Origin of the sequence: Arthrobacter sp. NPDC058127, from assembly GCF_042884555.1 — a bacterium.
Lineage (GTDB): Bacteria > Actinomycetota > Actinomycetes > Actinomycetales > Micrococcaceae > Arthrobacter.
Map to the genome: position 1 here is coordinate 40,042 of NZ_JBHVTT010000016.1, position 21,364 is coordinate 61,405.

A 21,364-nucleotide genomic window follows, 5' to 3' on the forward strand; every position below is an offset into this window, starting at 1 on the left:
GGTTTCGACGGCTTGACAGTGCTCATTCGGCCCATTTCTGCCACGCGCTTCCGTTGCAGTCCCACAGGATCAACGGGTTCCCATTTGCCCCGCCGCCGTCCTTCGCATCGAGGCACAGCCCCGACGCGTTGTGACGCACAGTTTGATCTGCGCCGAGTGTCCACTGCTGGGCAGTCTGCCCTGTGCAGTTGGCCAGATTCACGTAAGCGCCGGCGACCGCTGTCCCTTCCACCGCTAGACAGCGGCTCTCCCCGTAGGTGCGGAGCTCGCCCGAGCTGGTGCGGGTCCATTGCTGATTGGTCTGACCGTTGCAATCCCACAGCATCGGGCGAGTGCCCTCCCGATTCTGGGGCATATCGACGCACCGGCCCGATGCGTTGCCCCGCAGCTGCGCGGTGAGGCCCGACGGTTGCGAAGCGGTAACGATCCCCGTGGGGGTGTTGATGCTCCAACGGTCGAAGTAGCTCAGCGAGACCTGTGTGCCGCTGATGTTCAACGGCAACCAGATGGGGACGGAGCTGTTCAGGTCGTTGGGATTCCAGCGGTCGCCCACGTAGATGTAGCTGGTGGTGGCACTGCCCTGAACCGTCAGGATGGAGGAGGTCTGGGAGTCGTACGTGTCGCTACGGTCGGTTGCGAACTTGGTGTACGAACTCCAGGGCCCCGCCAGTGAAGTGGCGCTGGCATACTGATTGTCGTTGGTGGCCCAGCCGGTCAGCTGCGACGACAGAATGAAGTACCGACCGTTGACTTTCACCAGGGCGGGGCTTTCCAGCGGATTGCCGTTGTCGTCTTTGAGCACCGCGACGGGTGCCACGACAGACAGATAGTCGTCAGAAAGCGAGTCGATCCGTGTTCCGTTGGCGCGGTCCTCTGACAGCAGGTATGCCTTTCCGTCGGTGTCCTTGAAGAGCCCGATGTCGCGGCTCTGGTTTCCCAACGGACGCGTCGAGCCGATATAGGTGTACGGGCCGCATGGCGTGTCGCTGGTGGCGACGCCAACCCGGGCATCGGAGTACGTGGCGTTGTCGATGTGGACATACATCACATACTTGGCGGTCGTGTCGTTGTAGATCACCTTGGGGCGCTCAATGATGCGGCCGGCAGCCAGGTCCGGGTTTCCCTGCTGTCCCTGGGTGAGCGCGTCGGCCTGCCGGGTCCACGTCTTCAAGTCGGGGGAGGAGTAGCAGGCGACCGCGGTGAAAGTGGCTCCTGCGGTCTTGTCTTCGCCGACCATGTAGTACGTCGATCCGACCTGGAAGAACCCTGTCCCCCGAGCTTGCAGGGTTGCCCCGGCGGCGTCGTTCCAGGTCGCTCCCAATTGGAACTGCGACTCCGGTGCGCCGGACTGCCGCACGATGATGCGATCGATATCCGGGCTGTATCCGCCCGCTGAATCGAACGTAATTGTGTTCGTGCCTACATTCAAGGGGAGGTGCACGGTCTGGGTGCTGATGTCATTCCAGTCCGACGTCGCCGGAAAGGTCACCGTGATAGGAGCGCCACCGTTCGTACTGATCTGCACCGACCGCGGAGACGCCGAAGCGTAGCGGATCTGCACGGTTGTGGAGCCCGCCGATTGGGCCTGCACGCCGTTGAAGACCAACGTGGACGCGCCGTACAGGTTACCGACCTTCTGGCCGGAGCATTCCGCACCGGTGCAGGCGGTCACGGACGCATTGCCGGTCAGGGTGTTGTTGGCCGATTCGGCTTCATAGGATCGGAGCACGATGATCCGGTCGATGTCGGGAGCGTAGCTGCTCCCGCCGATCGTGACCGTGTTTGCGCCTGCCGCCAGGGTCACCGGCACCTCGACGTCGCGGACGATGTCCCATCCGCTGGGATTGCCGTTGTTGCCCTTGCCGGATCGCGGCGCGTTGATGGTTTGGGGTGTTCCTCCGTTGACGGACACGGTGAAGGCGCGGGGGTCTTCAGACAGGTAGCCGATGCGCAGCACGTACGTGCCCGCCGCTGGTGCTTGGAGGCCGTTGAAGCGGACCGTGGCACCGTTGCCGAGATTGCCGACCTTCGAGCCACCCGAGCAGCCGGGGCATGTCGCCACGCTGGCGCCACCTGAGAGCGTGTTGCCGGTCGATTCGGCCTCCAGGACCAGGTCGTTGGCACCGTCAAAGCTCAGCGGTGTTGCGCTGATGTGGACCGCGAGGCCGCCGTGCGCGCGGACCGGGATCGCCAGAGTCGACGACGAGGTCACCGTCCGGGTCTCGGTCACGATCTGACGATCGTTCTCGCCGTCCTCGAAAAGGGTCGCCGTGTACGTGCCGGAACCGAGGAAGGACAGGGGGATGTTCGTGGTCCGAGCAGCGTCGGAGACCGATCCGATGAACCAGTCCGCCCCCGATCGTCGAGCGATCGTGGCGTAGTTGCCGGGGAAGCCTTCCACCACGTGACTCTCGTCCCAGACCGTCGGTAGCGCGCTCAGCAGTTGGCGCCCGACCCACGTCTCGTACGCGGCGGCAGAGTCAGCGAAGTGCTGCATCGCCGAGCTGAATACGACGCTCTGCGCGAGTTGGTGCGCCTGAGTGGTGAGCAGGTTCGAGTTGGAGAAGATGACCGGCGTCATATCCATTCCGCCCACAGCGTTTCGCGTGAACGGATAGGTCGCGGTATCGACGGCGGTCGGCGGGCGTCCGTACTTGTACTGCTCGTTGCCGAGGACCGCCTCCGATGTGATCAGGTTCGGGTAGGTTCTGTTCTCGCCCGCAGGCTTGGTACTGCCATGGAAGTTGACGAGCACCTTTGCATTAAGCGCGGCCTTCGCGATGCGGTCATACAGCGCCATCGTCTCCAACCGGTCGGACTGCATGAAGTCAATCTTCACGCCTGCGACACCCCGGTTCGCGACCGCCTGCATGGCGGTGTCAAGCTGGGCCTGCGAGAAGTAAGACCCGTCACTGTTCGTGTAGTCACCTTTGTTCTGCCAGATGAACACTCCGATGCCGCGCTTCTTCCCGTACGCGGCGATCTGCTCAATCGAGCCGTCGGTGTTGTTGTAGCAGCAGTCGACGGTGATGTACTGCATGTTCAGCTGCTCGGCGGTATCGATGTACTCCTTCTGAGAGCGGACCATGTCGTCACCGTCCGCGGCCTTCTCCTCGTTGGACCACCATGACCACAACGCCTTTCCAGGCCGGACCCAAGAGGTGTCCGTTCCCGCCGCCGGAGCCGGGTTCAGGTCAGTGATGAGGCTGGAGTTGACGATCGTGTCGAGGGAGGAGCCCACCACGATTGTCCGCCAGGGCGTCACGAATGCCCCAATCGTGGGCACCTGCGTACCGGCAACCGACGTGTCGAACACGTCCCCGTCGGGGCCCGGGAGCTGGACCTTCAGCGTGCGGTTGCTGTCGCCCTGTGCGTCGAGGCGGGTTGCCGGATAGGTGGGGTTCACATAGACGGCGGACTCCGAGATCAGCGCCCATTTGGCGTTGTTCGCCAAGCTCGCCAGTGTGGGCATCGCGAAATGACGTGTCCCCATCGACATGGCAGAGACGTACGAGTACTTGTCCTCGTAATCCTTTGGTCCCCGGTAGTCACTTGGCCACAGGCCTGTGTCGACCGGCAGCGCGATCGTGGTCGCCTCCCGCGTGATGTTGGTGAGTCCCACCCCGGACACCTCGTATCGGAACGCGACTCCGTCGTTCTGAGCGCGAACGACAACCGCCAGCTGGGCGCCACCGCGAGTGTACGTGAGCCTCATCTCATTGGCCGATGACGTAATCGGTCCGTCGAAGTGCTCCACAAGCGTGTAGTTCTGATTGACCTGCGTGTTGGTTTCCGAACCGAACGACAGCCCGGTCGATAGGTCTGCCGCCGCCGTCACGACGCCCATCTTCGAGGCATTGACCACCGCAATGCCTCCCTGAACCACCGAGTACGTCAGCGTGCCATCGTTCTCATTGAGCACCGTCAGCGAGGTCTGACCGTCCGGTGACGTGACGGTGTGGGTTGTGAGCGCTGCTGCCGGCTGTGCGGCTGCAAGCACCCCCATCGAGAGGACGAGCGCGGCCACCGTGGCAAGCGCGGTCCTTTGAAGAGTTGCCATCGTGGCTCCTTCCGCCCCCGCGTCGTCGCAGGAGCCGAGGCTATCTTGACAACATTAAATTACGCCGTCAAGTAATTCCGCGAAAGTCATCTTTGCACGCGCCTCAGCCTCGCGGACGGCGGTGGAGACGCTGACGATACCGTTGTCACTCGTGGCCGCAGGCGCTCCACGGTAATCGCAAGCAGGTCGCCGGGTCATGCGCTAGCGACGCGGATCAGCCCGGTGACGATTTGGGGATCCTGATCACAGCATTCGGAGCGGATGGCACGGTGCCGCTGATCGCCGTTAGCGGATCATTGCTCTCTCTGGGGTTGCAGCGTGTTGCGCTGGCCGCGCGGGGCACACTTTGGCCGGCGGATCAGAGGCGGAATATCGCCCCATCGCCGGGGTTCGCCACTCGCCGTTTCTGTATGACAACGCGTCGCGGATGTGCGCGAGAAGGGGCTAAAGGGCGCGAAGGTGTTCGTCGCAACGTCCCTCGCGAACCACTCCCCCTTGTGCCTAAAGGGATCAGCCACCAGCGACGCCTTGCCGGAGAATTCCTGGGCGGCAAGAACGGCGGTTGGAGGCATCCGAGGAGATCGCGGCTCGCCCCACGAAAGCGGACAGCGTGATCCTCGCCGCCGTCATCGCACTTTTGCCTCGGCGGCAAGCCTCGGGTTCAGCGTTTCTTGCCCCCAACACCCGGGACGGACGCGACTTGTTTCATCCACGCCGCGATCTGGCGTTCGTCGATGCCGTCGAGGGAATCAAGCTCCACACCCCGCGTGGACTTGCCCATCCCCACCGGGGTCACCGGCGGTACAGGTTCGAGCGCCGCGCCATTCACAAACATGAGCTTGACATGGCCGGCAAAGCCGCCGCAGCTGAAGCACCAACCGTCGCCGACACCGTAGTACGACATGCCCCACTTCACGGAGCGCCGGAGGTTGGGCAGCGTCTTTGCCGCCAGCGCATCGACCGTTTCGGCGATGCCGCGCTGCGGCTGTGGCAGGCTGGCGATATATGCAAAGACCGGCTTGTCGCCCACCGCCGCTTTCGCCGGGCTTGCCCTGCCGGTCATGGCTTCCGGCAGCGTGACGGCGACGTCGGCCGCCGCTGAGCGCGTGGCCGGCTTCTGGGCTTCCCTCTTGCCGGTCTCCCTGCTTGTCATAGAGAGCATTATTCCTTACGCATCTCGGGAAGGAGCTAGAGCGCTTCTACGATCCAAACGACAACGGACCAGCCTCGAAGTCCAGTCATGTCGGAAACCACGCAAGTATGAAACGCCAACCTAGCCGGACCGGAAGAAGATCCGGATCCCACACACCTGGACTCTGTCGACGGATCGGACCCACGAGCCCAAAGTCGTTTCCGCTGACAGACAGGAACGTCCAACGACACCGAGGATCCAGGCCGCGAAGTCATGTCGCCTGCAAAAGAGAACCGCATGAAGCGCGTCGCAGAACCCGTAGAAAGGGATCAAAATGCAGGTCGAAAAGCCGCCCGTGCACAAAGGTGTGCACGATGTGCACACGACCTTTGGCCGGACAAACACGCGGTGAGCGCGCACTGCCTGGTTCGCAGAGGGCAGTTACCCGAGGAAGATCCTCGGAGAAGATTCGGTTTCGTCATGTCGTCACTACAACTCCTGGCGATGAATGAGTGACGACCAACAACTGGCTGCCGGAAACAGCAGAAAAGGACGACACACAACCCTAGATTCCACAGGCGGAGAGCCCATCAGCCAGGACCCTGACCCCGCTACCCACACAACCGAACAGGCCACCGCGGCGCCAGGCACAGCCCGCGGCCAGAGTCATAGGGGCCCGCGGAGGGCAAATGTCCACACATTAAAGCAAAGCCCCCTCGGACGAGGGGGATGCTGTGCCCGAGGTGGGACTCGAACCGCATTCCGAGCCTTGCAAACACTGACAACTTCAGAAAACATACCGAATCCGACCGATATACGACCCAGTCCGAAGCCAAACGTGTTGACATTGTCAACACACCTTTCCTGACAGATCACGAACAATTCCGAACACGGAGCCGCGCTCCTGACCCCAGCGGGCGCGGCTTTGTGTTGGGCCAAAGGCCTTTCCGTGCTGGGCCAGCCAGAAGGTCCGTAATGACGACCTCGCGTCGACCTATCGTCAATGGCTGGCCGAGCAAGAAACTGAATCCACGAAGCCTTCTCAGAAGATGGCCGGCAGCGGCCGGCATGTGGATGAGTGACCTAGCAGTTGTGCGCCGAGCGTGTGAGACAGATGTTTTGCCCCTTCCTTACACTGGGTCACGTCAATGACAAGATCGCCTCCGCCTCCGCCAGCAGTACCGTTCGCGTCGGTATCAAGGCATGACGTGTCGCCGACTTCCAGCATCCGGGAGTTCCAATTGCCGATTTCAGGCCAACAAGCCCCACAACTACGGTGTCCGCTGGTCTGAGAATGGGGCGAAGTTCTTCGTTCATGGGCAAGTCGTCATGACGGGCCCACAGCGCTCGTACGAGCAGCAACAGATGTCACCTGCTACAGGCTTTGGCCCTCGCTACGGGCCTCGAGCATCGATTCACGGAGCCGGGACTGAGCCAGGGCCAGTCCGGCCTGCGCCGCTCCCCGGGCCACCGATAGTCCGATCACTTGGGGCACGACCCTGATCTCCGGGACGGCGGGAAGGCTTTGTGCCAGTCGCCTGCGCGCCTCGGGAAGGACTTCGTCCACGAGCGGACTCAGGCGACCCACAAAATAGACGGACTCCGGGTCCAGCGTAACGGCAACGGCACCGACTGCGGTCACGATCGCCGTCGTAAATGCCTCCACCACTTCCGCGCGGGACGCCATTTCCTGCGGCTGTGACCACAGGGCTTCGATGCCTTCCAGGTCCAGTCCCCGTCCTTGGGCGAATTGGAGGATGCCCGTCGTGCTCAACAGCCCGTCGAGGGTCTCGTTGCCAACGCCGGAGAAGAGAACACCACCCAGATCACCGAAAGTGGGGGTCCGCCCTTTGGCGATCTCATGATCAGTACAACCAGCGAAGCTCAGCACCGTACTGAGCATGAACAAAGCAGCATTTCCTATGCTCGCATCATCCTTCAGGATCCCCCGTAAGGATGCGTTAGCATCGCTCTCAACGGTCACGGGAGCCTTCAACCGTTCTTCAATGGCACTCTGGAGACGTGAAGCCAGGAAAATCTTCCTTGATTCTGGTGTCCCGGTCGAGTTGGTATGCAGGACAGGGCCGGGCAGTGCGGCGACGATTTGGCGCAATGGTCCCTCTGCGGAATCAGTGGTCTCTACAATCAAGTCCACCAGCCACTCGGCAGTGGTTCCAACATCGCCCCCCTCGAGGCTGGGAACAATGATGTGCCTGATCTCGCGGCCTCTCAGGTCAGTTACGAGGACGCACGTGGTTCGCGTCCCGAAAGAGATACCGACAATGTGCCCCGCCGTGCCGGGGACATCCAGATACGTGGAGGGCCGTCCGCGCCGCGCAACGGCATCGACTCCCTGCTCAACGAGGAAACCGTCAAAAAGGAGCTCATCCACCTTCCGGGACACCGTCGCCTGACTCAAACGCGTCAATTCGATCAGCCTGGTGCGCGTCAAGGGTGCCTCTGAAAGGACCGCATCAAGGACAGAAGCCTTAGTGTAGTCGCGTGCCGTGGGGATGCTGCCCATAGCCCAACCTTAGTGAGTGTTCAGACCTAAACCGGGACGAGAGGGGCTGTCCGGTATTCGTTGATGGGGTTATTGGTTTTCTTTCGTTGCGCGTTCGTCGGCGATCGCTGGTTCGGGCCGACGGCCAGTACGCCCCGGCAGGGCAACAAACTGCCGGGGCGTACGGGTCAATTCGGGCGTCGGCGCGCCCCACTGGTCCTAGAGGATCGTGGCGTCGGTGATGGCTGATTCGCCTAGGCCCCAGTACTCCAGGGACTTCTTGTATTCCGGGGATTCCAGCACGGACTGGATCGCCTTCTGCAGGGCCGGTGCCAGCGGTGATCCTTTCTTCAGCCGATGTCACGGGTGTTCTGCGTCTTCGGGATGTCCGCGTCCTGGGTGCCTGTTGCCGCGCCGCCACAGGCGGTGAGGGCAAGCAGGACAGCGAGTCCGGCAGTCGCCGTCTGGATCTTGTTTCTGGTCTTCATGGTGCAATCCCTCAATTGGTTTCAGCGGGTGTAATCCGCAGAATGAGTGAGCTTGTTAAACAGAATTCCCCCGGTCCCATTCGGGCCTAGCGCAGTGCCTTGAAGGCACGGCCCATTGCTTCGAGCAGGCGATCGGCATCATCGCTGGAGAACGGCATTGGGGGGCGGAGTTTCAGAACATTGCCCTGGGCGCCGCAGGCGGAGATGAGGATCCGGTCCTGCCGGAGCGCATTCACGATGCCAGCGGCGGCTTCCGCATCGGGTGAGAGCGTGGATTGGTCCGTGACGAGGTCGACGCCGATAAAGAAGCCGCTGCCGCGGACTTCTGCAACCTGGTCCAGACCCTGAGTGAGATCCTTGAGTCCCGTGATGATCATTCCGCCGACCTCAAGGGCGTTTTCTATGAGCGATTCCTCGCGGATCACATCCAGGACGGCCTGGGCCGCCGCGATGGCTACTGAATTGCCGCCGAAAGTGTTGAAGTAGCGGATGTTCTTCCCAAACTCCTGGAGTAGTTCGGGCTTGAAGATTGCTGCCGCAACGGGGATGCCGTTACCCATGGGTTTGCCGATGGTCACGATGTCCGGCACGATTCCGTGGCGTTGGAAGCCCCACCAGACCTCGCCGGTGCGGCCGAAGCCCGGCTGGACTTCATCGGCGATGTACAGGCCGCCCACAGCGTGGATTTCCTCAACGATGGGACGCAGGAAGCCTGCAGGGCCGGCGAAGACACCGTCGGAGGAGAAGATGCTGTCGGCGATGAAGGCCGCCACTCCGATGCCGTGCCGGTGAAGGTCGGCGATGGCGGCACGCACCTGGTTCCGCAGGTGATCCTCAAGCGACCCTTGATCCAATGGGTATCGCAGGGAGTCCGGGGCGTCGATGACCCGCACGTTCGCGCCCAGGGGCACGCCGATGCCCAGGGACGGTGAGAAGGACGCTACTTCGGTTGTTAGTCCGTGGTACGCGCCGGAGGTGACGATGATGCCCTGGTTTCCGGTGGCGTATTTTGCGACGCGCATGGCGAGGTCATTGGCTTCGGATCCGGTGCAGGTGAACATGACATGGCCAAGCTCGGCTGGGAACGTGGAAAGAAGCTGCTCGGAGTAATCGAGAATAGATTCCTGGACGTAGCGGGTGTTGGTATTCAGCGTCTGCATCTGTTCGTGGACGGCGGCGATGACCTTCGGGTGGGCGTGACCGACAGAGGGGACGTTGTTGTAAACGTCGAGATAGTCATTTCCATCGCGGTCAAACAACGTCACGCCCTTGCCGCGGACGATTTCCAGGGGGGTGTCATAGAAGAGCCGGTAGCCGGGTCCGAGGCTCTGGTCCCGGCGCCGGATGTTCTTCTGCATCTGGTCCGGGAGTTCACTGAGGCGGTTGGGATCAAAGCCATTGATCATTGCACGCGATGGCTTGCGGATTTGGGAAGTGTCCATGGTTTCTCCTTGAAGGCTGTGAGTCTGGTTCAGGATGTGAAAGGAAGTCTTGGCGCGGGGGCTGCGGCTGTGGCGGCGAGCCGGTCCCAGTCCCGTTTTGAGTGGGAGAGGAGGTAATCGCGCCGTTGCGGTAGTTGGCTTGCCCGCCATTGCGTGATCAGGGCTCGCAGGAGGAGGCGGGCCTGGGCTGAGACGATCAGGGCCTCCAGCTCGTGGTGGGGCAGCGGGCGGATGCTCCGGTAGCCCTCCATGACGTGGAGGGCATGTTTCCAGGGGCTGGCCGGGTCTGCTCCCAGAAGGTTGGCCATGGTGACGCTGATGTCGAAGATCACGGGCGTCCGCACGACGTCGCCGAAGTCGATAATCCCCGTCACGTAGTCCGGCCTGTCCGGGTTGACGAGGATATTGAACGGGCTGAAATCCCCGTGGACAATCTGGGAGGTCAGGCTGTCCAGAAGCGGAACCACTGCCCCGTCGAACCGGTCGAAAATGTCCGCGGCCAGGGAGCGCTTGTGCTTCTCACTGACATAGTCAAGAAGCGGCCGCATCCGGTGAAAGTGCTTCAGGTCCCACAGGAGCAAACGGTCGGCACGGGGATGATCGAAGTCCTGTAAAGCAAGGCCCAGACGCGCAAGGCTTGAGCCCACCAACTGGAGCTGACCGGCTGACGCCTCGTGAGTGGCCAGCAGATCTCCAGGCATGTAGCGCATCACCCGAAGTACGCGATCAAAGGGCCCTTCAGGCGCCGGGATGAGGACCTGGGGATCTCCCCCAAGGCTTCGGACAAGACGCTGGACCGGAAGTTCAGGGGCAGTCCGTTCCAAATGCTCCATGCATGTCGTCTGAAGGTGCACGATCACCGGGTCCTCATCCGGTGGGGACACCTTCACCAGATAGGTTTCTTCTCCGTCTTGGAGGCGGAAAGTCTCGTCTTTCTCGGTGGGAATCCGGACCAGCGTCCCCTTCAGACCGAAGGACTGTTCAAGGAGATCCAAAACAGTTGAGTCGGCGAGCTGAGACTGCTCTGCCAGGAGACCACTCTCTGATGCTACGGCGTCGATAAAAGCAGAGTAGCTACTGACGGCCAAAGGTACCTGGACGGGGTCCGTGGCCCCGATCCCCTGGGCCTGGCCGGTGTGAATTGTCGTGGGGTCAAAGGAGGGACTCATCTCACCCTTTCAATAGTTGAAGGAGAAGTCAGGAAACCTAGCCGGGTTAGTTGAAGCGTTGGGGCCGGGCGAATTCCAGGCCCTCGAAGGATCGTTTGCCGAGGGCTTCGTGGGGCGGCGATTTCGTCGAATCCGGTGGCTTTTTTGAAGCCTGCGCCGGAAAAGCCGGTGGCGCAGTAGATCCTGCTCCCTTCTTTGAATCGGCCGAGCAGGGGGTGACCGTCTGTGGTGAAGAGGTCTGGGAAGGCGTCCGATCGCACGATGTTGGGGAACAGGCCGGGGAGGAACTCCGTGACGGTTTCGGTGATCTCGGTAATTTCCGCGGGAGTCATTTCCCTGGGCACGGCGTTCGGGTCCGGCGTTGGTCCGCCGCGGCCGTCCAGCGTTGCCTTGACGCTGACCCCATCCACGGCGGGCGCACCATACATGGACCGGTCCTCGTGGATCCGGATGAAGACGGGAAGTTCTCGGGGGTGAATTCGGCTCCGTCTTTCGCGACGAACCAGCTCCGGAAGACGCGCTTGGTCACCGTTGCGGCCTTGAGGTACTCGGGCATGAGACGTTGGGACCAGCCGCCGGAAGCAACGATGATGTCCTCGCGGCTTCGAACCCGGTAACGGAGTCGGACAGACGCGATGCCTGCCACGACGCCATGCTGCCGATGCTGCCCAGGCCGATAACGGCGAGTTTGCCGCCGGTCATTCAGATCACCTTTTCGTATTCAAAGACGCTTCGCCTCAGGAACCGGGTTTAGAGACCGAGGTGCTTGTTGAGCTCGTCCAGGGACTTAACAGTGAAGAGGTCGTAGCCCGTGGTGACGGGGTCATAGCCACGGTCCAGCACAACGAGGTTCCGGAAGCCCATGTCGTGCATCGGATGCATGTCGTACCGGGTGTGCGAGGCGACGTGCAGGAAGTCCTCCGGCTTGGCGTTCAAAGTATCCAGCATGTACTCGAACGCCTGGTAGCGCGGCTTGTAGGCCTGGGCCTGCTCAGCGGTGTACACGGCGTGGAAGTCTGCACCGAGCCTCGGAATGCTGATGTCCAGGAAGCTGGTGTCCGCGTTGGACAGGGCCACCAGCTTGTAGTTGTCGCCCATGAGCTTCAGCGGGGCGGGCACGTCCTCGTGGGCAACCCAGCCGCGTACGGCCTCAGCGAACTCTGCGCCGGCGCCTTCGGTCGGCCCGATGCCCCACCGCTTGCACACGCGGTCAAAGGAATCCTGAAGGATCTGCTCGTAAGGCTTGTAGTCGCCCAGGACCTCGTCGAACCGGTACCCGCGGAACTGCTTCTTGAACGCCGACCATTGTTCTTCAGGCAAGCGGCCATCCAGCAGGCGACGAGTGGTCGGATCAATGTCGAAGTTGATGAGCGTGCCGTAGACATCAAAGGAGATGTACTTCGGCCGGAAATTAGTCGGAGCCATGATTAGTCCCTTCAAGGATCGTGTTAGGAGATTGGGCCTTGGGGTTGTCAGCCATCTGTCGGTGAGTGCTACGACTGACCGTTTTTGATTCTCTATGAATCTAAATGCACATCTGTCAATTGTCAACAATCTTCTTTGCTTGATTCCGGGAAGGCTCAAACTATTTCAACCGTCGCCCCTCACCCGCATCGTCGTAGACACACCAAGTGCAGGGGGTCCGGAGCCCTGCGACGGCACATCCTGAACCGCGCAGCCGGCCGCGAAGCAGACGCCCGTGTCCTTGGTTGCAGCGCAGCGGAAACCCGCGCGGAAACTAAGGTGCCTTGAAACCGTGGAGCTTCACATCCAGCACCAGGGGGTCGGGATGGATCTAGGAAGCTTCTTTGGAAGAAACCGGGCCCGTGCAGCCGAGCGCGTCCCCGCCGTCGATCGTGCCGGGCGGGAGCCGATGGAGGCGTCGTCCCAGGAGCGGTCGGCGGAACTTCAGGAGGCATGGGCCGAGCTTGCCCGGGCAGCCGAAGAAACGGGCGTGAATTCCTTCCACGCCTGCGCGCGTGCCGGGGAATCCTGGGAGGATAATCCGGTCGCGGTCCGCGCTGGTGCTGCCACGCTCAGGGACTTCCGTGCAGACGGTGCGTCAGAGGACGCGGCCCGTAGGGTTTGATGTCGATCATCAGGGCCGTAATGATGTCGGCACAGACGATCCGCTGGAAGGTCTCGAAGAGCGCAGGGTCGATGGCCGGCGAGGCCGACGGCGGGGCGGAAGTGCCGTGTCCTGCGTGCTCGCCGGGCCCGCATGCCCTTGCCCGTGAGCGCCTGCACCACCGAACGCCGGTCCTCAGGGTTCTCGTTATGTTGATGTCGGGCGTGCTTTATCCCTGGTTAGGGTTCGGCCCGGAGCGCGTTTTGGAATTGATTGACCAGCTCTTGGCGGAAGCCTTCGATGTCACCCTTTAAAGCGAGTGACGCCAATTTCTCGTGCTCAACAGCGATGTCGTGGAGGTCGTTGTAAGTACGGTGGTCGACCGCGAGGTAGAGACGCAGCTTGTTTTCCCAACCGTTCCACAGACTTTGCAGGGCGGCGTTACCCGAAAATTCGTAGAAGAGCCTGTGGAAGCGCAGGTGAGCGTCAATGCTGGCCGGGATGTCGTTGGTGTCTGTGGCTCGATAGAGTTCCTCGATGGTTTGCTTCAAGCGAAGGCGCTCAGGACCGCGCAGCGTTTCTGCAGAGAGCTCAGCAGCGTAAGGCTCGACAAGTATGCGGATCGATGCGATCTCGGCGACGTCGCGAGCACTCACCTCCACAACGAACGATCCACGGAAGGGGATCTTTACGACTAGTCCTTCCTCTTCAAGCTTGGTCAGCGCCTCACGTAGTGGGGATCGGCTTATCCCGAGATCCATAGCAATATGGGTCTCACGCAGCTGCTCGCCGGGAGGTACAGTTCCGTCCAGGATGGCAGTACGGAGCACGCGGTAGACACCATCGGGCGTCGTGCTCCGCTGTTCTTGCCACTTGAACTTGCGGTCCATGGCCGCCTCCTTTGTCGATTGTCGATTATACAGGTCCCCCGTTCTGGCCCGGGCGGCCCCGCTGAGTTGCGGTGAGGTCCTCAACGGCTTTTTGCATGTGCCGCTTGATGGCCTTGAGGAGTCCATCCCTGTCGCCTGCCTCCAACAGGTCCAGGATGTTGCGGTGTTCCTCTACCAGGAGGTCCACCCTTGGGTAGGAGACTTCCAGGTTGAGGATGCACATTCTTGATTCAGCGGCCAGCGTCTTGTAGATCCGGATAAGACGAGAATTTCCGAGGCCGGCAACGAGGCATGAATGGAACTGCATATCAAGCCGTGCAACGGTCTGCCAGTCGGAAGCGGCCACGTGCTTCGCCATTTCGCCCACAATTTCCTTCAGCAGTTCGCAGGTGTCTTGGATCTGCTTCAGGTTGCCCTCCAACAGCCTGCTGGCGGCGGCGGATTCGAGGGACTCACGAACCTCGTAGATCTCTCTCAGGTCATGCGTTTCAACTTCCAAGACGAATACTCCGTAGTTGCGCCGATAGATGAGGATCCCTTCCTGGCACAAGCGTTGTAGGGCTTCCCGGAGAGGACCTCTGGACGTGTTGAGTTGGCTCGCGAGGAGGGACTCGTTGATTTGTTGTCCGGGGCGGATGGACCCCTGGACGATTTGTTCCCGCAGCTGATCGGCGATCAGCTGCGGGGTGGGTCTTCCTTCCAGGACAAACAGTCTTTCTGGTGCCGCCATGGGTATCCCCCTCATTTCATTCTTCGGCCTACTGCGTTCTCTGGACCGCTATTGCGGTGTATTTGGTCTCCAGGAATTCTTCGATGCCAATCTTGCCGCCTTCGCGTCCCAACCCGGACTGCTTGACGCCGCCAAAGGGTGCCGCCGGGTTGGAGACCAGTCCGGTGTTGAGGCCAACCATTCCGACCTCCAGTTCCGCGGAGAAGCGCATGGCTTTGTCCATGCGCTCCGTGAACACGTAGCCAACCAGGCCCCAATCGGTATCGTTGGCCTGAGCGAGGACTTCGTCCTCGCTGTCGAACGCGGTGATCGCTGCCACCGGACCGAAGATTTCGGTGCTCATCAGTGCGGCGTCAGTGGGCACGTCCACCAGGACGGTGGGGGTGTAGAAGTATCCCGGACCCTTCGGACGGGTGCCTCCGGTCAGGATACGTGCGCCTTTGTTAAGCGCGTCCGTCACGAGGCTATCGACCTTGTCCAGGCCCTTCTGGTCGATGAGAGGCCCCACCTCGGTGCCTTCCACGGCGCCGTTGCCTACTTGCAGTTCGGACATCTTCTTGGCGAACATCTCACTGAATTCCTCCACGACCGAGCGGTGCACGAAGAAACGGTTCGCGGCGGTGCAAGCCTCCCCCATGTTCCGCATCTTGGCCTTCAGCGCGCCCTCAACTGCCTTCTCGATGTCCGCGTCAGCCAGGACGATGAACGGGGCATTCCCGCCCAGTTCCATCGAGGAGCGCATCACGTTGTCGACCGCCTGGCGCAGCAGCGTCTTGCCGACCTCGGTGGAGCCGGTGAAGCTGACCTTGCGTGCGATGCCGCTGCTCATCCAGGGATCTACCACGTTAGAGGCGCTGGAGGTCGTGACCACGTTCAGGACGCCGGCGGGAAGGCCTACCTCCCGGAAAATCTCTACCAGAGCGAGGGATGTCAGGGGGGTCAAAGCCGCCGGCTTGAAGACCATGGTGCAGCCAGCAGCGACGGCAGGCGCTATCTTGCGGGCACCCATGGCCAACGGAAAGTTCCACGGCGTGACCAGCACGCACGGACCGACCGGTTCCTTGGTGACCATGATCCGGGTACTGCCGTCCACGGAGGTGGCGTGGTCTCCTCCTATGCGGACAGCTTCCTCCGAGAACCAGCGGAGCATCTCAGCGCCGTAGGCCACTTCGCCCCTCGCTTCTGCAAGGGGCTTGCCCATCTCCGCCGTCATGATTGCCGCGAGCCTGTCAGTGTTGGCAATGACCAGCTCAAAGGCGCGCCGCAGAATGTCGGCCCGTTCGCGCGGCGTGGACCTTGCCCATGCGGTCTGGGCGCGGCCGGCGGCCTCAATGGCCAGTGCTGCGTCTTCGGGCCCGCCGTCAGCCACGTGGGCGATGATTTCATTCGTGGCCGGGTTCTCGATTGGGAAGGTAGCTGAACTGGTTGCCTTCTGCCAAGCACCGTCGATGAACAGGTCAGCGTGGAGAGGGGTGGCGTCAAATGAAGTGCTCATGTCGCTCTTTCAGTAGTAATGGAAGGGGATTTATCGCTCCGGTGCGCTCCCGCCGCGCTTGCAATGCCTTGCGATGCCAGACGCATGGTTCTGGCTGACGGAGCGGTCTAGCTCGCCTTGAACCGTTCCGGTCGTACGAAGTCCAGGCCCTCGAAGGTCTGTTTGCCGAGGGCCTCGCACGCGGCAATGTGGCCGTAGCCGGTGGCATTTTTGAAGCCGCCTCCGGAGAAGCCTGTGGCGCAATAGATCCTGCTTGACTCGCTGAACCGGCCCACCAGCGGGTTCCGGTCCTCGGTGAAGAGGTCCGGGAAGGCGTCAGAGCGCACGATCGTCGGGATGAGACCGGGGAAGAATTCCGAGACCGTTTCGATGGTCTCGGTGATTTCGGCCGTGGTGAGTTCCCTAGGGACGCCGTCGGGGTCGGGTGTTGCTGCACCCCGGCCGTCCAAGGTGGCTTTGACTGTGATCCCGTCGACGGCGGGTGCCCCATACATGGAGCGGTCCTCATAGATCCGGCTGAAAATGGGGAATCTGTCCGGTGTGAACTGGGCGGCGTCGCGGGCGACGAACCAGGTCAGGAAGATCCGCCGGGTCTCCGTCGCGGCCTTCAGGTAGTCGGGCATCAGCCGTCGGGACCAGCCGCCGGAGGAGACGATGACGTTCTCGAAGGTCCAGGACTTATCGCCTGAGGTGATGACCACGCCGTCGCCGGTTTCGGTGATGCTGTCGACCAGGGTGTTGGTGTGGACTGTTGCCCCGTTGGCCTGGGCGGCTGCGACTGCCGCGGTGACGGCACGGTCGGTGCGCAGGACCCCGGCGTTCGGGTCATAGACGGCAATGTCGTCGGGACGGAGGTTGTGCTGAGGGTAGAGTTCGCCCATTTCCCCGCGGGTGAGAATCTCATGGGCGGCCCCGTTGGTTCGCGCGGTTTCCAGGAGGCTGCGGATGTAGGGGCCGTCGGCGGTGCCAATGGACAAGCCGCCGCAGCGGGTGAGGATGTCATGTCCGGTTTCTGCTTCCAGTTCGGCCCAGAGATCACGTGAGCGTTCCAGAATGGGGTAGAGGTCGGGGTTACCGAGGTAGATCATGCGGAACAGGCGGGTGTCGCCGCCCGCGGCGCTTCTGCCGTGGGCAGGTGACTGCGCCTCGAATCCGGTAACGGAGTCGGTCAGGCGCGATGCCTGCCAGAGCGCCATGCTTCCGATGCTGCCCAGGCCGATGACAGCCAGTTTTCCGTCCATGGCCTACAGCACCTTTTCCGGGAGCGTCTGGGTCCTGGCTTCCTTGGGATTGGCCAGGATCCACCTGGCGTCACCGCGCTCCATCACGAGCCCCGCAGCTGCCGTCTGGATCTTGTTGATGGTTTTCATGGTGCTTCCCTTCAAGGGGGTAGTGGTGAAAGTTTGGTTGGTGATTACTCGTGTAGTCCGGCGAGTCTGCTGCCGAATCTCGCCAGGAGTGAGGTCTTGGTGGAATCCCTGCGCTCTTCCCACTGGTCAGCAAGTCCGAATAGCCGGTACATGCCGTGGACACCGAGCCAGCGGAGGGGTTCGGGTTCCCACTTCCGTGCCCGGTACCCGACCCAGGGAAGCGTGGTCCGTTCTGTGTCTTGTTCGAAAGCCACTTCCACGAGAGTCCTGCCGCCAACATAGGCTGCGGTGACGCCGTGTCCCGCATAGCCGGTGGACGAGCCGATCCCGGATGCGTGGTCCCAGTGCACGCCGCCGTTCCAGTCACGGGTGACGCCCAGGACTCCGGACCAGGCGTGGTCCACTTCGAATGGGATGCCAGGGAAGAAGGAGCGAAGCTTTGTGGAGATCAGGTCAATCGTGGACTGGGCTGTTGAACCGGCGCCTCCTGTGCCGGAGCCGTAGCGGTAGGGCTTACCGCGGCCGCCTATGGCGATGCGGCCGTCCGCCGTCCGCTGCGAATAGATGAAGGTGTGCGCGGAGTCGTTAAGGCACTGGGGCCCGTTCCAGCCGATCTGCTCCCACGCTTCTTCGGACAGCGGCTTGGTCACGATCATCGAGGAATTGATCGGGATCAGGGTTCTGCTGCCAAGCAGCTGTCCGGAATACCCCTCGGTGCAGACGAACGTCTTAGCCGCGGAGACGCGTCCGTTGTCCAGAGTGAGGGTCTTGCCGTCGATGCTGCCGACCCGGCTGCCTTCGTAGATGGTCACCCCCGTGGAAGTCAGGGTGTCGGCGAGGCCGTAGACAAGTTTCGCCGGGTGCACACGGGCGCAGTGCTTGTAGAAGAGCCCGCCATGGACGGTGGAGATGTGGATCTGGCTCTGGAACTCGTTTCGGTCGACCAAATGGACATCGTCTTCGGTCAGCCCGTACTTCCAGTCGGCGTCACGCCTGGCTACCAGCCGGCCCAGCCCCGCCTTGGTGTGGGCAGCGACGAGCGCGCCGCCCTTGTTCTGATCCGCGTTAATCCCCTCGGCCTGAAGGATGTCCAGGACCGAATCGACGCCGGCGACAAACTCCTGCTGCAAGGCCCGGCTCGCGTCCAGCCCACCCCCGGATGCGCGGGCAAACGTGGCACGGTTTCCTGGGGGCATTGCTGAGAGCCAGCCACCGTTTCGTCCGGAGGCGCCGTAGCCGATCTGTTCTGCTTCAAACACCGCGACCTTGAGTGAAGGTTCGAGTTTCTTGGCGAAGTACGCGGCCCAGAGGCCGGTGTAGCCGCCACCGATAATTGCCAGGTCTACAGTGTCTTGACCGGCGAAGCGGGGGTAGGCGGGCCTGGTGGCCTCGAGTCCGGCCATCCAGAAGCCGAGCTCGCCGTTTCGGGGTGTTGCCGCAAGGGCTGTCATGGTTGTCCTTCTTTGTCTGTGAAGCGTTGAAGTGTTCAGGCTGCGGTGTATCCGCCGTCGACGGGCAGGACGGCTCCGGTGATGTAGGACGATTCCGGGGACGACAGGAATAGGATGGCGTCGGCGATTTCTTCGGGGGTGGCCAAGCGTTGGAGCGGGATCTGGCCCTCGCGCTGGGCGCGGTAGGCCTTGGGGTCTTCCCTGCGCTGGAACGACGCTTCAATGACCGGGGTGGCGGTCAACCCTGGTGCGACGACGTTGACCCTGATGTTGCGTGATGCCCATTCGATCGCCGCGCCCTTCGCGAGCATGATCAGGCCTCCTTTGGCCGCGGAGTACAGGACTTCCTCGGGCTTGCCGACCATGCCGAGCCGGGAACTGACGAGGACGAACGAGCCGCCGGTAGTGGGCATCAGCGGCGCGAAGTGCTTCATCACCAGGAACGGGCTGAGCAGGTTGCTGTGGAGCACGTTTTTCGCGTCCTCGTAGGCCATCTCCGTGAGCGGGCCGCTGACCTGCAGTCCGTGGTTGAGGACGACGACGTCCACGGTGCCGAAGGATTCGGCGGCCTGCCGGGCCAGGTTTTCGACGAATGCCTCGTCGTTGAGGTCTCCCGGGACGTACAGGTCCTCGGGCTGGGCGCTGTCGAGTTGCTCCCTGCGGCCGGTGAGCAGCAGCCGGGCGCCCTCGTTGCGGAAGTGGGAACATATTGCTTCCCCGATTCCGCTGTTGGCACCGGTGACCAGGGCCGTTTTCTTGTCAAGTCTCATGTCAGTCACTCCATCGTGAGGTAGGTTGCTTTACGTTGCAGGCTGGGGGACGGACTTCCCGCCCCCGGCGTCAGTTAGGGGTCTGTCAGTTGAGGAATCCGCGGGCGTCGACAGGCCACCGTTCCAGCGTCGTGCCGGTGCTGTCGGTGACGATGTACTCCTCGAAATTGACCACCACCGGGCAGACGTGGTTCGGCACCACGGGAAGCACGGTCCCGATGCCCGGACGGAACCCTCCGGGGGGCAGCGGGAGGAATCCGTGATATTCGTTGAGTTTGGACAGGACGGCCGTGGTGCCGGCAATGCTGCCGTAGCCGCGCTCGGGGCTGCCTTCGCGGCCGAGGGCTTTGGTGCCGATGTCGAGGATGACCTGGTCGGGAACCCAGTCGCTGACCACGGTGCCGGCGACGAACAGCGCGATCTGATCCTGGGTGCAGGCGCCGAGTCGGGTGTTGTTCAGGTCGTTGAACACGTACTCGCCGGGTCGAATCTCGGTGATGACGCTGCTGGTGGAGAACTCCACGGTGGGTGTGGAGCCGGCGCTGACCACGTCTGCGGTGATCCCGGCTGCGTTGAGGCTGCGCACCGCGGTGGTGAGCGCCGCGTCTTGGTCCAGCGCAGCGCGCTTGCGGGCGTCCGGACTGGAGCTGCCGTGACCTGGATACGTAAAGACGCCCACCGGAACCAGGCCGCGGTTGCGGGCGGCGAGAGCGAGGTCGCCCGTGACTTCGGGGGGAACCCCGGAACGACGGGCACCACAGTCGACCTCGATCACGACCTGCAGCCGGTCGGCTTCAGATCCCATCGCATCGGCAATGGCATCGATCGCCGCGACGTTGTCGACGCCGATCCGTAGCTGCGTAGTTACAGCAAGCTTGCGGATCCGCAGGCCTTTCGTTCCTGAAGGCCAGACAGGGTAGGCGATGAAGATGTCGTCGAACCCGGCCGCGGCGAAGACCTCGGCCTCACCCACATTGCCTGCAGTGATTCCGATGGCTCCGGCCTTGACTTGGCGCCGCCCGATTTCGACGCACTTGTGCGTCTTGACGTGCGGCCTGACGTCGAGGCTGTGCTGGTTGGCGAAGGCCTGCATGCGGTCGATGTTGTCCTGCATCACGTCGGCCAGCACGATCGGCGCGGGAGTATCGATTCGATCGACGAGAGCCTCGAGTGCTCGTTGAATGCGGTTCACGCTGTACTCCTCATGATTCTGTCTATGAATGATCAAGTGCTGAAGGTGCGGGACCCGCCTCAGCGGGTCCCGCACACCACCGCCGTCGTACAACACCGCCGTGGTGCCCGTCGCTAAACGGCCGTGCAGACCATCTGGATCTCTACAGGCGTGTTCAGCGGCAGCCCGGCGACCCCGATCGCAGTGCGGGCGTGCCGTCCGTTCTCACCCAACACCTCGATGAGCAACTCACTGGCAGCGTTGGCGACCCGCGACTGCAGACCGAAGTCCGGCGCGCTGGCCACGAAGACCAGCATCTGCACGATCCGCACCCGCTCCAGATCTCCCACTGCCTGCACAGCGGCGGCGAGGCAGTTCAGCGCGCAATGGCGCGCTAGCTCCTGCGCCGTGTCCAGGTCCACGTCCCGACCTACAACGCCTTGGCCCAGCAGCTCACCGTCTTTGAACGGCAGTTGGCCCGCGATGTGGATGCTGGAGTCCACCGCCCGGTGGTCCACGTAGTACGCATTATCAGCGAGGACGGGCAGATCCAGACCCAGGGCCTCGAGACGATCTGAAGCCGAGGCGCCCTTTACGGTTTGAGGTAGTGGCAGACTCATCTGTA

General features: G+C 62.3%; 19 protein-coding genes. 1 reads left to right on the forward strand and 18 read right to left on the reverse strand.

What is annotated here, in order from left to right:
• Nucleotides 1-22 precede the first annotated feature (22 nt).
• The 9 genes from ACFVTG_RS18345 to ACFVTG_RS18385 form a co-directional block, all read right to left on the reverse strand.
• Nucleotides 23-4,060: a glycoside hydrolase family 97 catalytic domain-containing protein gene (locus ACFVTG_RS18345; protein WP_390282303.1), complete on the reverse strand. Its 4,038-nt coding sequence runs from the start codon at nt 4,058-4,060 to the stop codon at nt 23-25.
• A 661-nt stretch (nt 4,061-4,721) separates the two neighbouring features.
• Nucleotides 4,722-5,213 (reverse strand): DUF1801 domain-containing protein, encoded by a 492-nt coding sequence (locus tag ACFVTG_RS18350; RefSeq protein ID WP_390282304.1) that lies wholly within the window; start codon nt 5,211-5,213, stop codon nt 4,722-4,724.
• Between the two features lie 1,354 nt (nt 5,214-6,567).
• The gene (locus tag ACFVTG_RS18355) at nt 6,568-7,716 is read right to left on the reverse strand and encodes an ROK family transcriptional regulator (protein WP_390282305.1); all 1,149 of its coding nucleotides are present in this window, start codon (nt 7,714-7,716) and stop codon (nt 6,568-6,570) included.
• A gap of 329 nt (nt 7,717-8,045) precedes the next feature.
• Nucleotides 8,046-8,183, reverse strand: a complete 138-nt coding sequence (locus ACFVTG_RS18360; RefSeq protein ID WP_390282306.1) for a hypothetical protein — start codon at nt 8,181-8,183, stop codon at nt 8,046-8,048.
• An 86-nt stretch (nt 8,184-8,269) separates the two neighbouring features.
• Nucleotides 8,270-9,625 (reverse strand): aspartate aminotransferase family protein, encoded by a 1,356-nt coding sequence (locus tag ACFVTG_RS18365; protein ID WP_390282307.1) that lies wholly within the window; start codon nt 9,623-9,625, stop codon nt 8,270-8,272.
• Between the two features lie 29 nt (nt 9,626-9,654).
• Nucleotides 9,655-10,794 (reverse strand): phosphotransferase, encoded by a 1,140-nt coding sequence (locus ACFVTG_RS18370; RefSeq protein WP_390282308.1) that lies wholly within the window; start codon nt 10,792-10,794, stop codon nt 9,655-9,657.
• The gene (locus tag ACFVTG_RS18375; RefSeq protein WP_390282309.1) at nt 10,791-11,222 is read right to left on the reverse strand and encodes an FAD-dependent oxidoreductase; all 432 of its coding nucleotides are present in this window, start codon (nt 11,220-11,222) and stop codon (nt 10,791-10,793) included. Before ACFVTG_RS18375 ends, ACFVTG_RS18370 begins: the two co-directional genes overlap by 4 nt.
• Before the next feature lie 97 nt (nt 11,223-11,319).
• Nucleotides 11,320-11,496 (reverse strand): hypothetical protein, encoded by a 177-nt coding sequence (locus ACFVTG_RS18380; RefSeq protein ID WP_390282311.1) that lies wholly within the window; start codon nt 11,494-11,496, stop codon nt 11,320-11,322.
• A gap of 48 nt (nt 11,497-11,544) precedes the next feature.
• Nucleotides 11,545-12,219, reverse strand: coding sequence for a haloacid dehalogenase type II (locus tag ACFVTG_RS18385; RefSeq protein ID WP_390282312.1), 675 nt, complete (start codon nt 12,217-12,219; stop codon nt 11,545-11,547).
• Between the two features lie 364 nt (nt 12,220-12,583).
• On the opposite strand from ACFVTG_RS18385, the gene ACFVTG_RS18390 reads away from it, so the two are divergent.
• Nucleotides 12,584-12,883, forward strand: a complete 300-nt coding sequence (locus tag ACFVTG_RS18390; RefSeq protein WP_390282313.1) for a hypothetical protein — start codon at nt 12,584-12,586, stop codon at nt 12,881-12,883.
• Nucleotides 12,884-13,101: 218 nt separating this feature from the next.
• On the opposite strand, the gene ACFVTG_RS18395 is transcribed toward ACFVTG_RS18390, so the two are convergent.
• The 9 genes from ACFVTG_RS18395 to ACFVTG_RS18435 all read right to left on the reverse strand — a co-directional run bounded on the left by ACFVTG_RS18395 (nt 13,102) and on the right by ACFVTG_RS18435 (nt 21,359).
• Entirely contained in the window at nt 13,102-13,752 is a 651-nt protein-coding gene (locus tag ACFVTG_RS18395; RefSeq protein WP_390282314.1) for a GntR family transcriptional regulator, read from the reverse strand.
• Between the two features lie 25 nt (nt 13,753-13,777).
• Nucleotides 13,778-14,482, reverse strand: a complete 705-nt coding sequence (locus tag ACFVTG_RS18400; protein WP_390282315.1) for a GntR family transcriptional regulator — start codon at nt 14,480-14,482, stop codon at nt 13,778-13,780.
• A gap of 28 nt (nt 14,483-14,510) precedes the next feature.
• Entirely contained in the window at nt 14,511-15,977 is a 1,467-nt protein-coding gene (locus ACFVTG_RS18405; protein WP_390282317.1) for an NAD-dependent succinate-semialdehyde dehydrogenase, read from the reverse strand.
• Nucleotides 15,978-16,084: 107 nt separating this feature from the next.
• Nucleotides 16,085-17,218, reverse strand: coding sequence for an FAD-dependent oxidoreductase (locus ACFVTG_RS18410; protein ID WP_390282319.1), 1,134 nt, complete (start codon nt 17,216-17,218; stop codon nt 16,085-16,087).
• A gap of 3 nt (nt 17,219-17,221) precedes the next feature.
• A complete protein-coding gene (locus ACFVTG_RS18415) occupies nt 17,222-17,347 on the reverse strand; it encodes a hypothetical protein (RefSeq protein WP_390282320.1) in 126 nt (41 codons plus the stop codon).
• Nucleotides 17,348-17,391: 44 nt separating this feature from the next.
• Entirely contained in the window at nt 17,392-18,798 is a 1,407-nt protein-coding gene (locus tag ACFVTG_RS18420; RefSeq protein ID WP_390282321.1) for an NAD(P)/FAD-dependent oxidoreductase, read from the reverse strand.
• Between the two features lie 35 nt (nt 18,799-18,833).
• Nucleotides 18,834-19,568: an SDR family NAD(P)-dependent oxidoreductase gene (locus tag ACFVTG_RS18425; protein ID WP_390282322.1), complete on the reverse strand. Its 735-nt coding sequence runs from the start codon at nt 19,566-19,568 to the stop codon at nt 18,834-18,836.
• Between the two features lie 85 nt (nt 19,569-19,653).
• Nucleotides 19,654-20,760 carry an alanine racemase gene (locus ACFVTG_RS18430; protein ID WP_390282323.1) on the reverse strand — a complete coding sequence of 369 codons (1,107 nt, stop codon included), beginning with the start codon at nt 20,758-20,760 and terminating at the stop codon, nt 19,654-19,656.
• 113 nt (nt 20,761-20,873) lie between these two features.
• Nucleotides 20,874-21,359, reverse strand: a complete 486-nt coding sequence (locus ACFVTG_RS18435; protein WP_390282324.1) for a RidA family protein — start codon at nt 21,357-21,359, stop codon at nt 20,874-20,876.
• Nucleotides 21,360-21,364: the final 5 nt, after the last annotated feature.

Excerpts from the sequence above, each read along its gene's own strand:
- ACFVTG_RS18345 (WP_390282303.1), bottom strand. The coding sequence starts at position 4,060 with ATGGCAACTCTTCAAAGGACCGCGCTTGCCACGGTGGCCGCGCTCGTC.
- ACFVTG_RS18350 (WP_390282304.1), bottom strand. The coding sequence starts at position 5,213 with ATGACAAGCAGGGAGACCGGCAAGAGGGAAGCCCAGAAGCCGGCCACG.
- ACFVTG_RS18355 (WP_390282305.1), bottom strand. The coding sequence starts at position 7,716 with ATGGGCAGCATCCCCACGGCACGCGACTACACTAAGGCTTCTGTCCTT.
- ACFVTG_RS18360 (WP_390282306.1), bottom strand. The coding sequence starts at position 8,183 with ATGAAGACCAGAAACAAGATCCAGACGGCGACTGCCGGACTCGCTGTC.
- ACFVTG_RS18365 (WP_390282307.1), bottom strand. The coding sequence starts at position 9,625 with ATGGACACTTCCCAAATCCGCAAGCCATCGCGTGCAATGATCAATGGC.
- ACFVTG_RS18370 (WP_390282308.1), bottom strand. The coding sequence starts at position 10,794 with ATGAGTCCCTCCTTTGACCCCACGACAATTCACACCGGCCAGGCCCAG.
- ACFVTG_RS18375 (WP_390282309.1), bottom strand. The coding sequence starts at position 11,222 with ATGTATGGTGCGCCCGCCGTGGATGGGGTCAGCGTCAAGGCAACGCTG.
- ACFVTG_RS18380 (WP_390282311.1), bottom strand. The coding sequence starts at position 11,496 with ATGACCGGCGGCAAACTCGCCGTTATCGGCCTGGGCAGCATCGGCAGC.
- ACFVTG_RS18385 (WP_390282312.1), bottom strand. The coding sequence starts at position 12,219 with ATGGCTCCGACTAATTTCCGGCCGAAGTACATCTCCTTTGATGTCTAC.
- ACFVTG_RS18390 (WP_390282313.1), top strand. The coding sequence starts at position 12,584 with ATGGATCTAGGAAGCTTCTTTGGAAGAAACCGGGCCCGTGCAGCCGAG.
- ACFVTG_RS18395 (WP_390282314.1), bottom strand. The coding sequence starts at position 13,752 with ATGGACCGCAAGTTCAAGTGGCAAGAACAGCGGAGCACGACGCCCGAT.
- ACFVTG_RS18400 (WP_390282315.1), bottom strand. The coding sequence starts at position 14,482 with ATGGCGGCACCAGAAAGACTGTTTGTCCTGGAAGGAAGACCCACCCCG.
- ACFVTG_RS18405 (WP_390282317.1), bottom strand. The coding sequence starts at position 15,977 with ATGAGCACTTCATTTGACGCCACCCCTCTCCACGCTGACCTGTTCATC.
- ACFVTG_RS18410 (WP_390282319.1), bottom strand. The coding sequence starts at position 17,218 with ATGGACGGAAAACTGGCTGTCATCGGCCTGGGCAGCATCGGAAGCATG.
- ACFVTG_RS18415 (WP_390282320.1), bottom strand. The coding sequence starts at position 17,347 with ATGAAAACCATCAACAAGATCCAGACGGCAGCTGCGGGGCTCGTGATG.
- ACFVTG_RS18420 (WP_390282321.1), bottom strand. The coding sequence starts at position 18,798 with ATGACAGCCCTTGCGGCAACACCCCGAAACGGCGAGCTCGGCTTCTGG.
- ACFVTG_RS18425 (WP_390282322.1), bottom strand. The coding sequence starts at position 19,568 with ATGAGACTTGACAAGAAAACGGCCCTGGTCACCGGTGCCAACAGCGGA.
- ACFVTG_RS18435 (WP_390282324.1), bottom strand. The coding sequence starts at position 21,359 with ATGAGTCTGCCACTACCTCAAACCGTAAAGGGCGCCTCGGCTTCAGAT.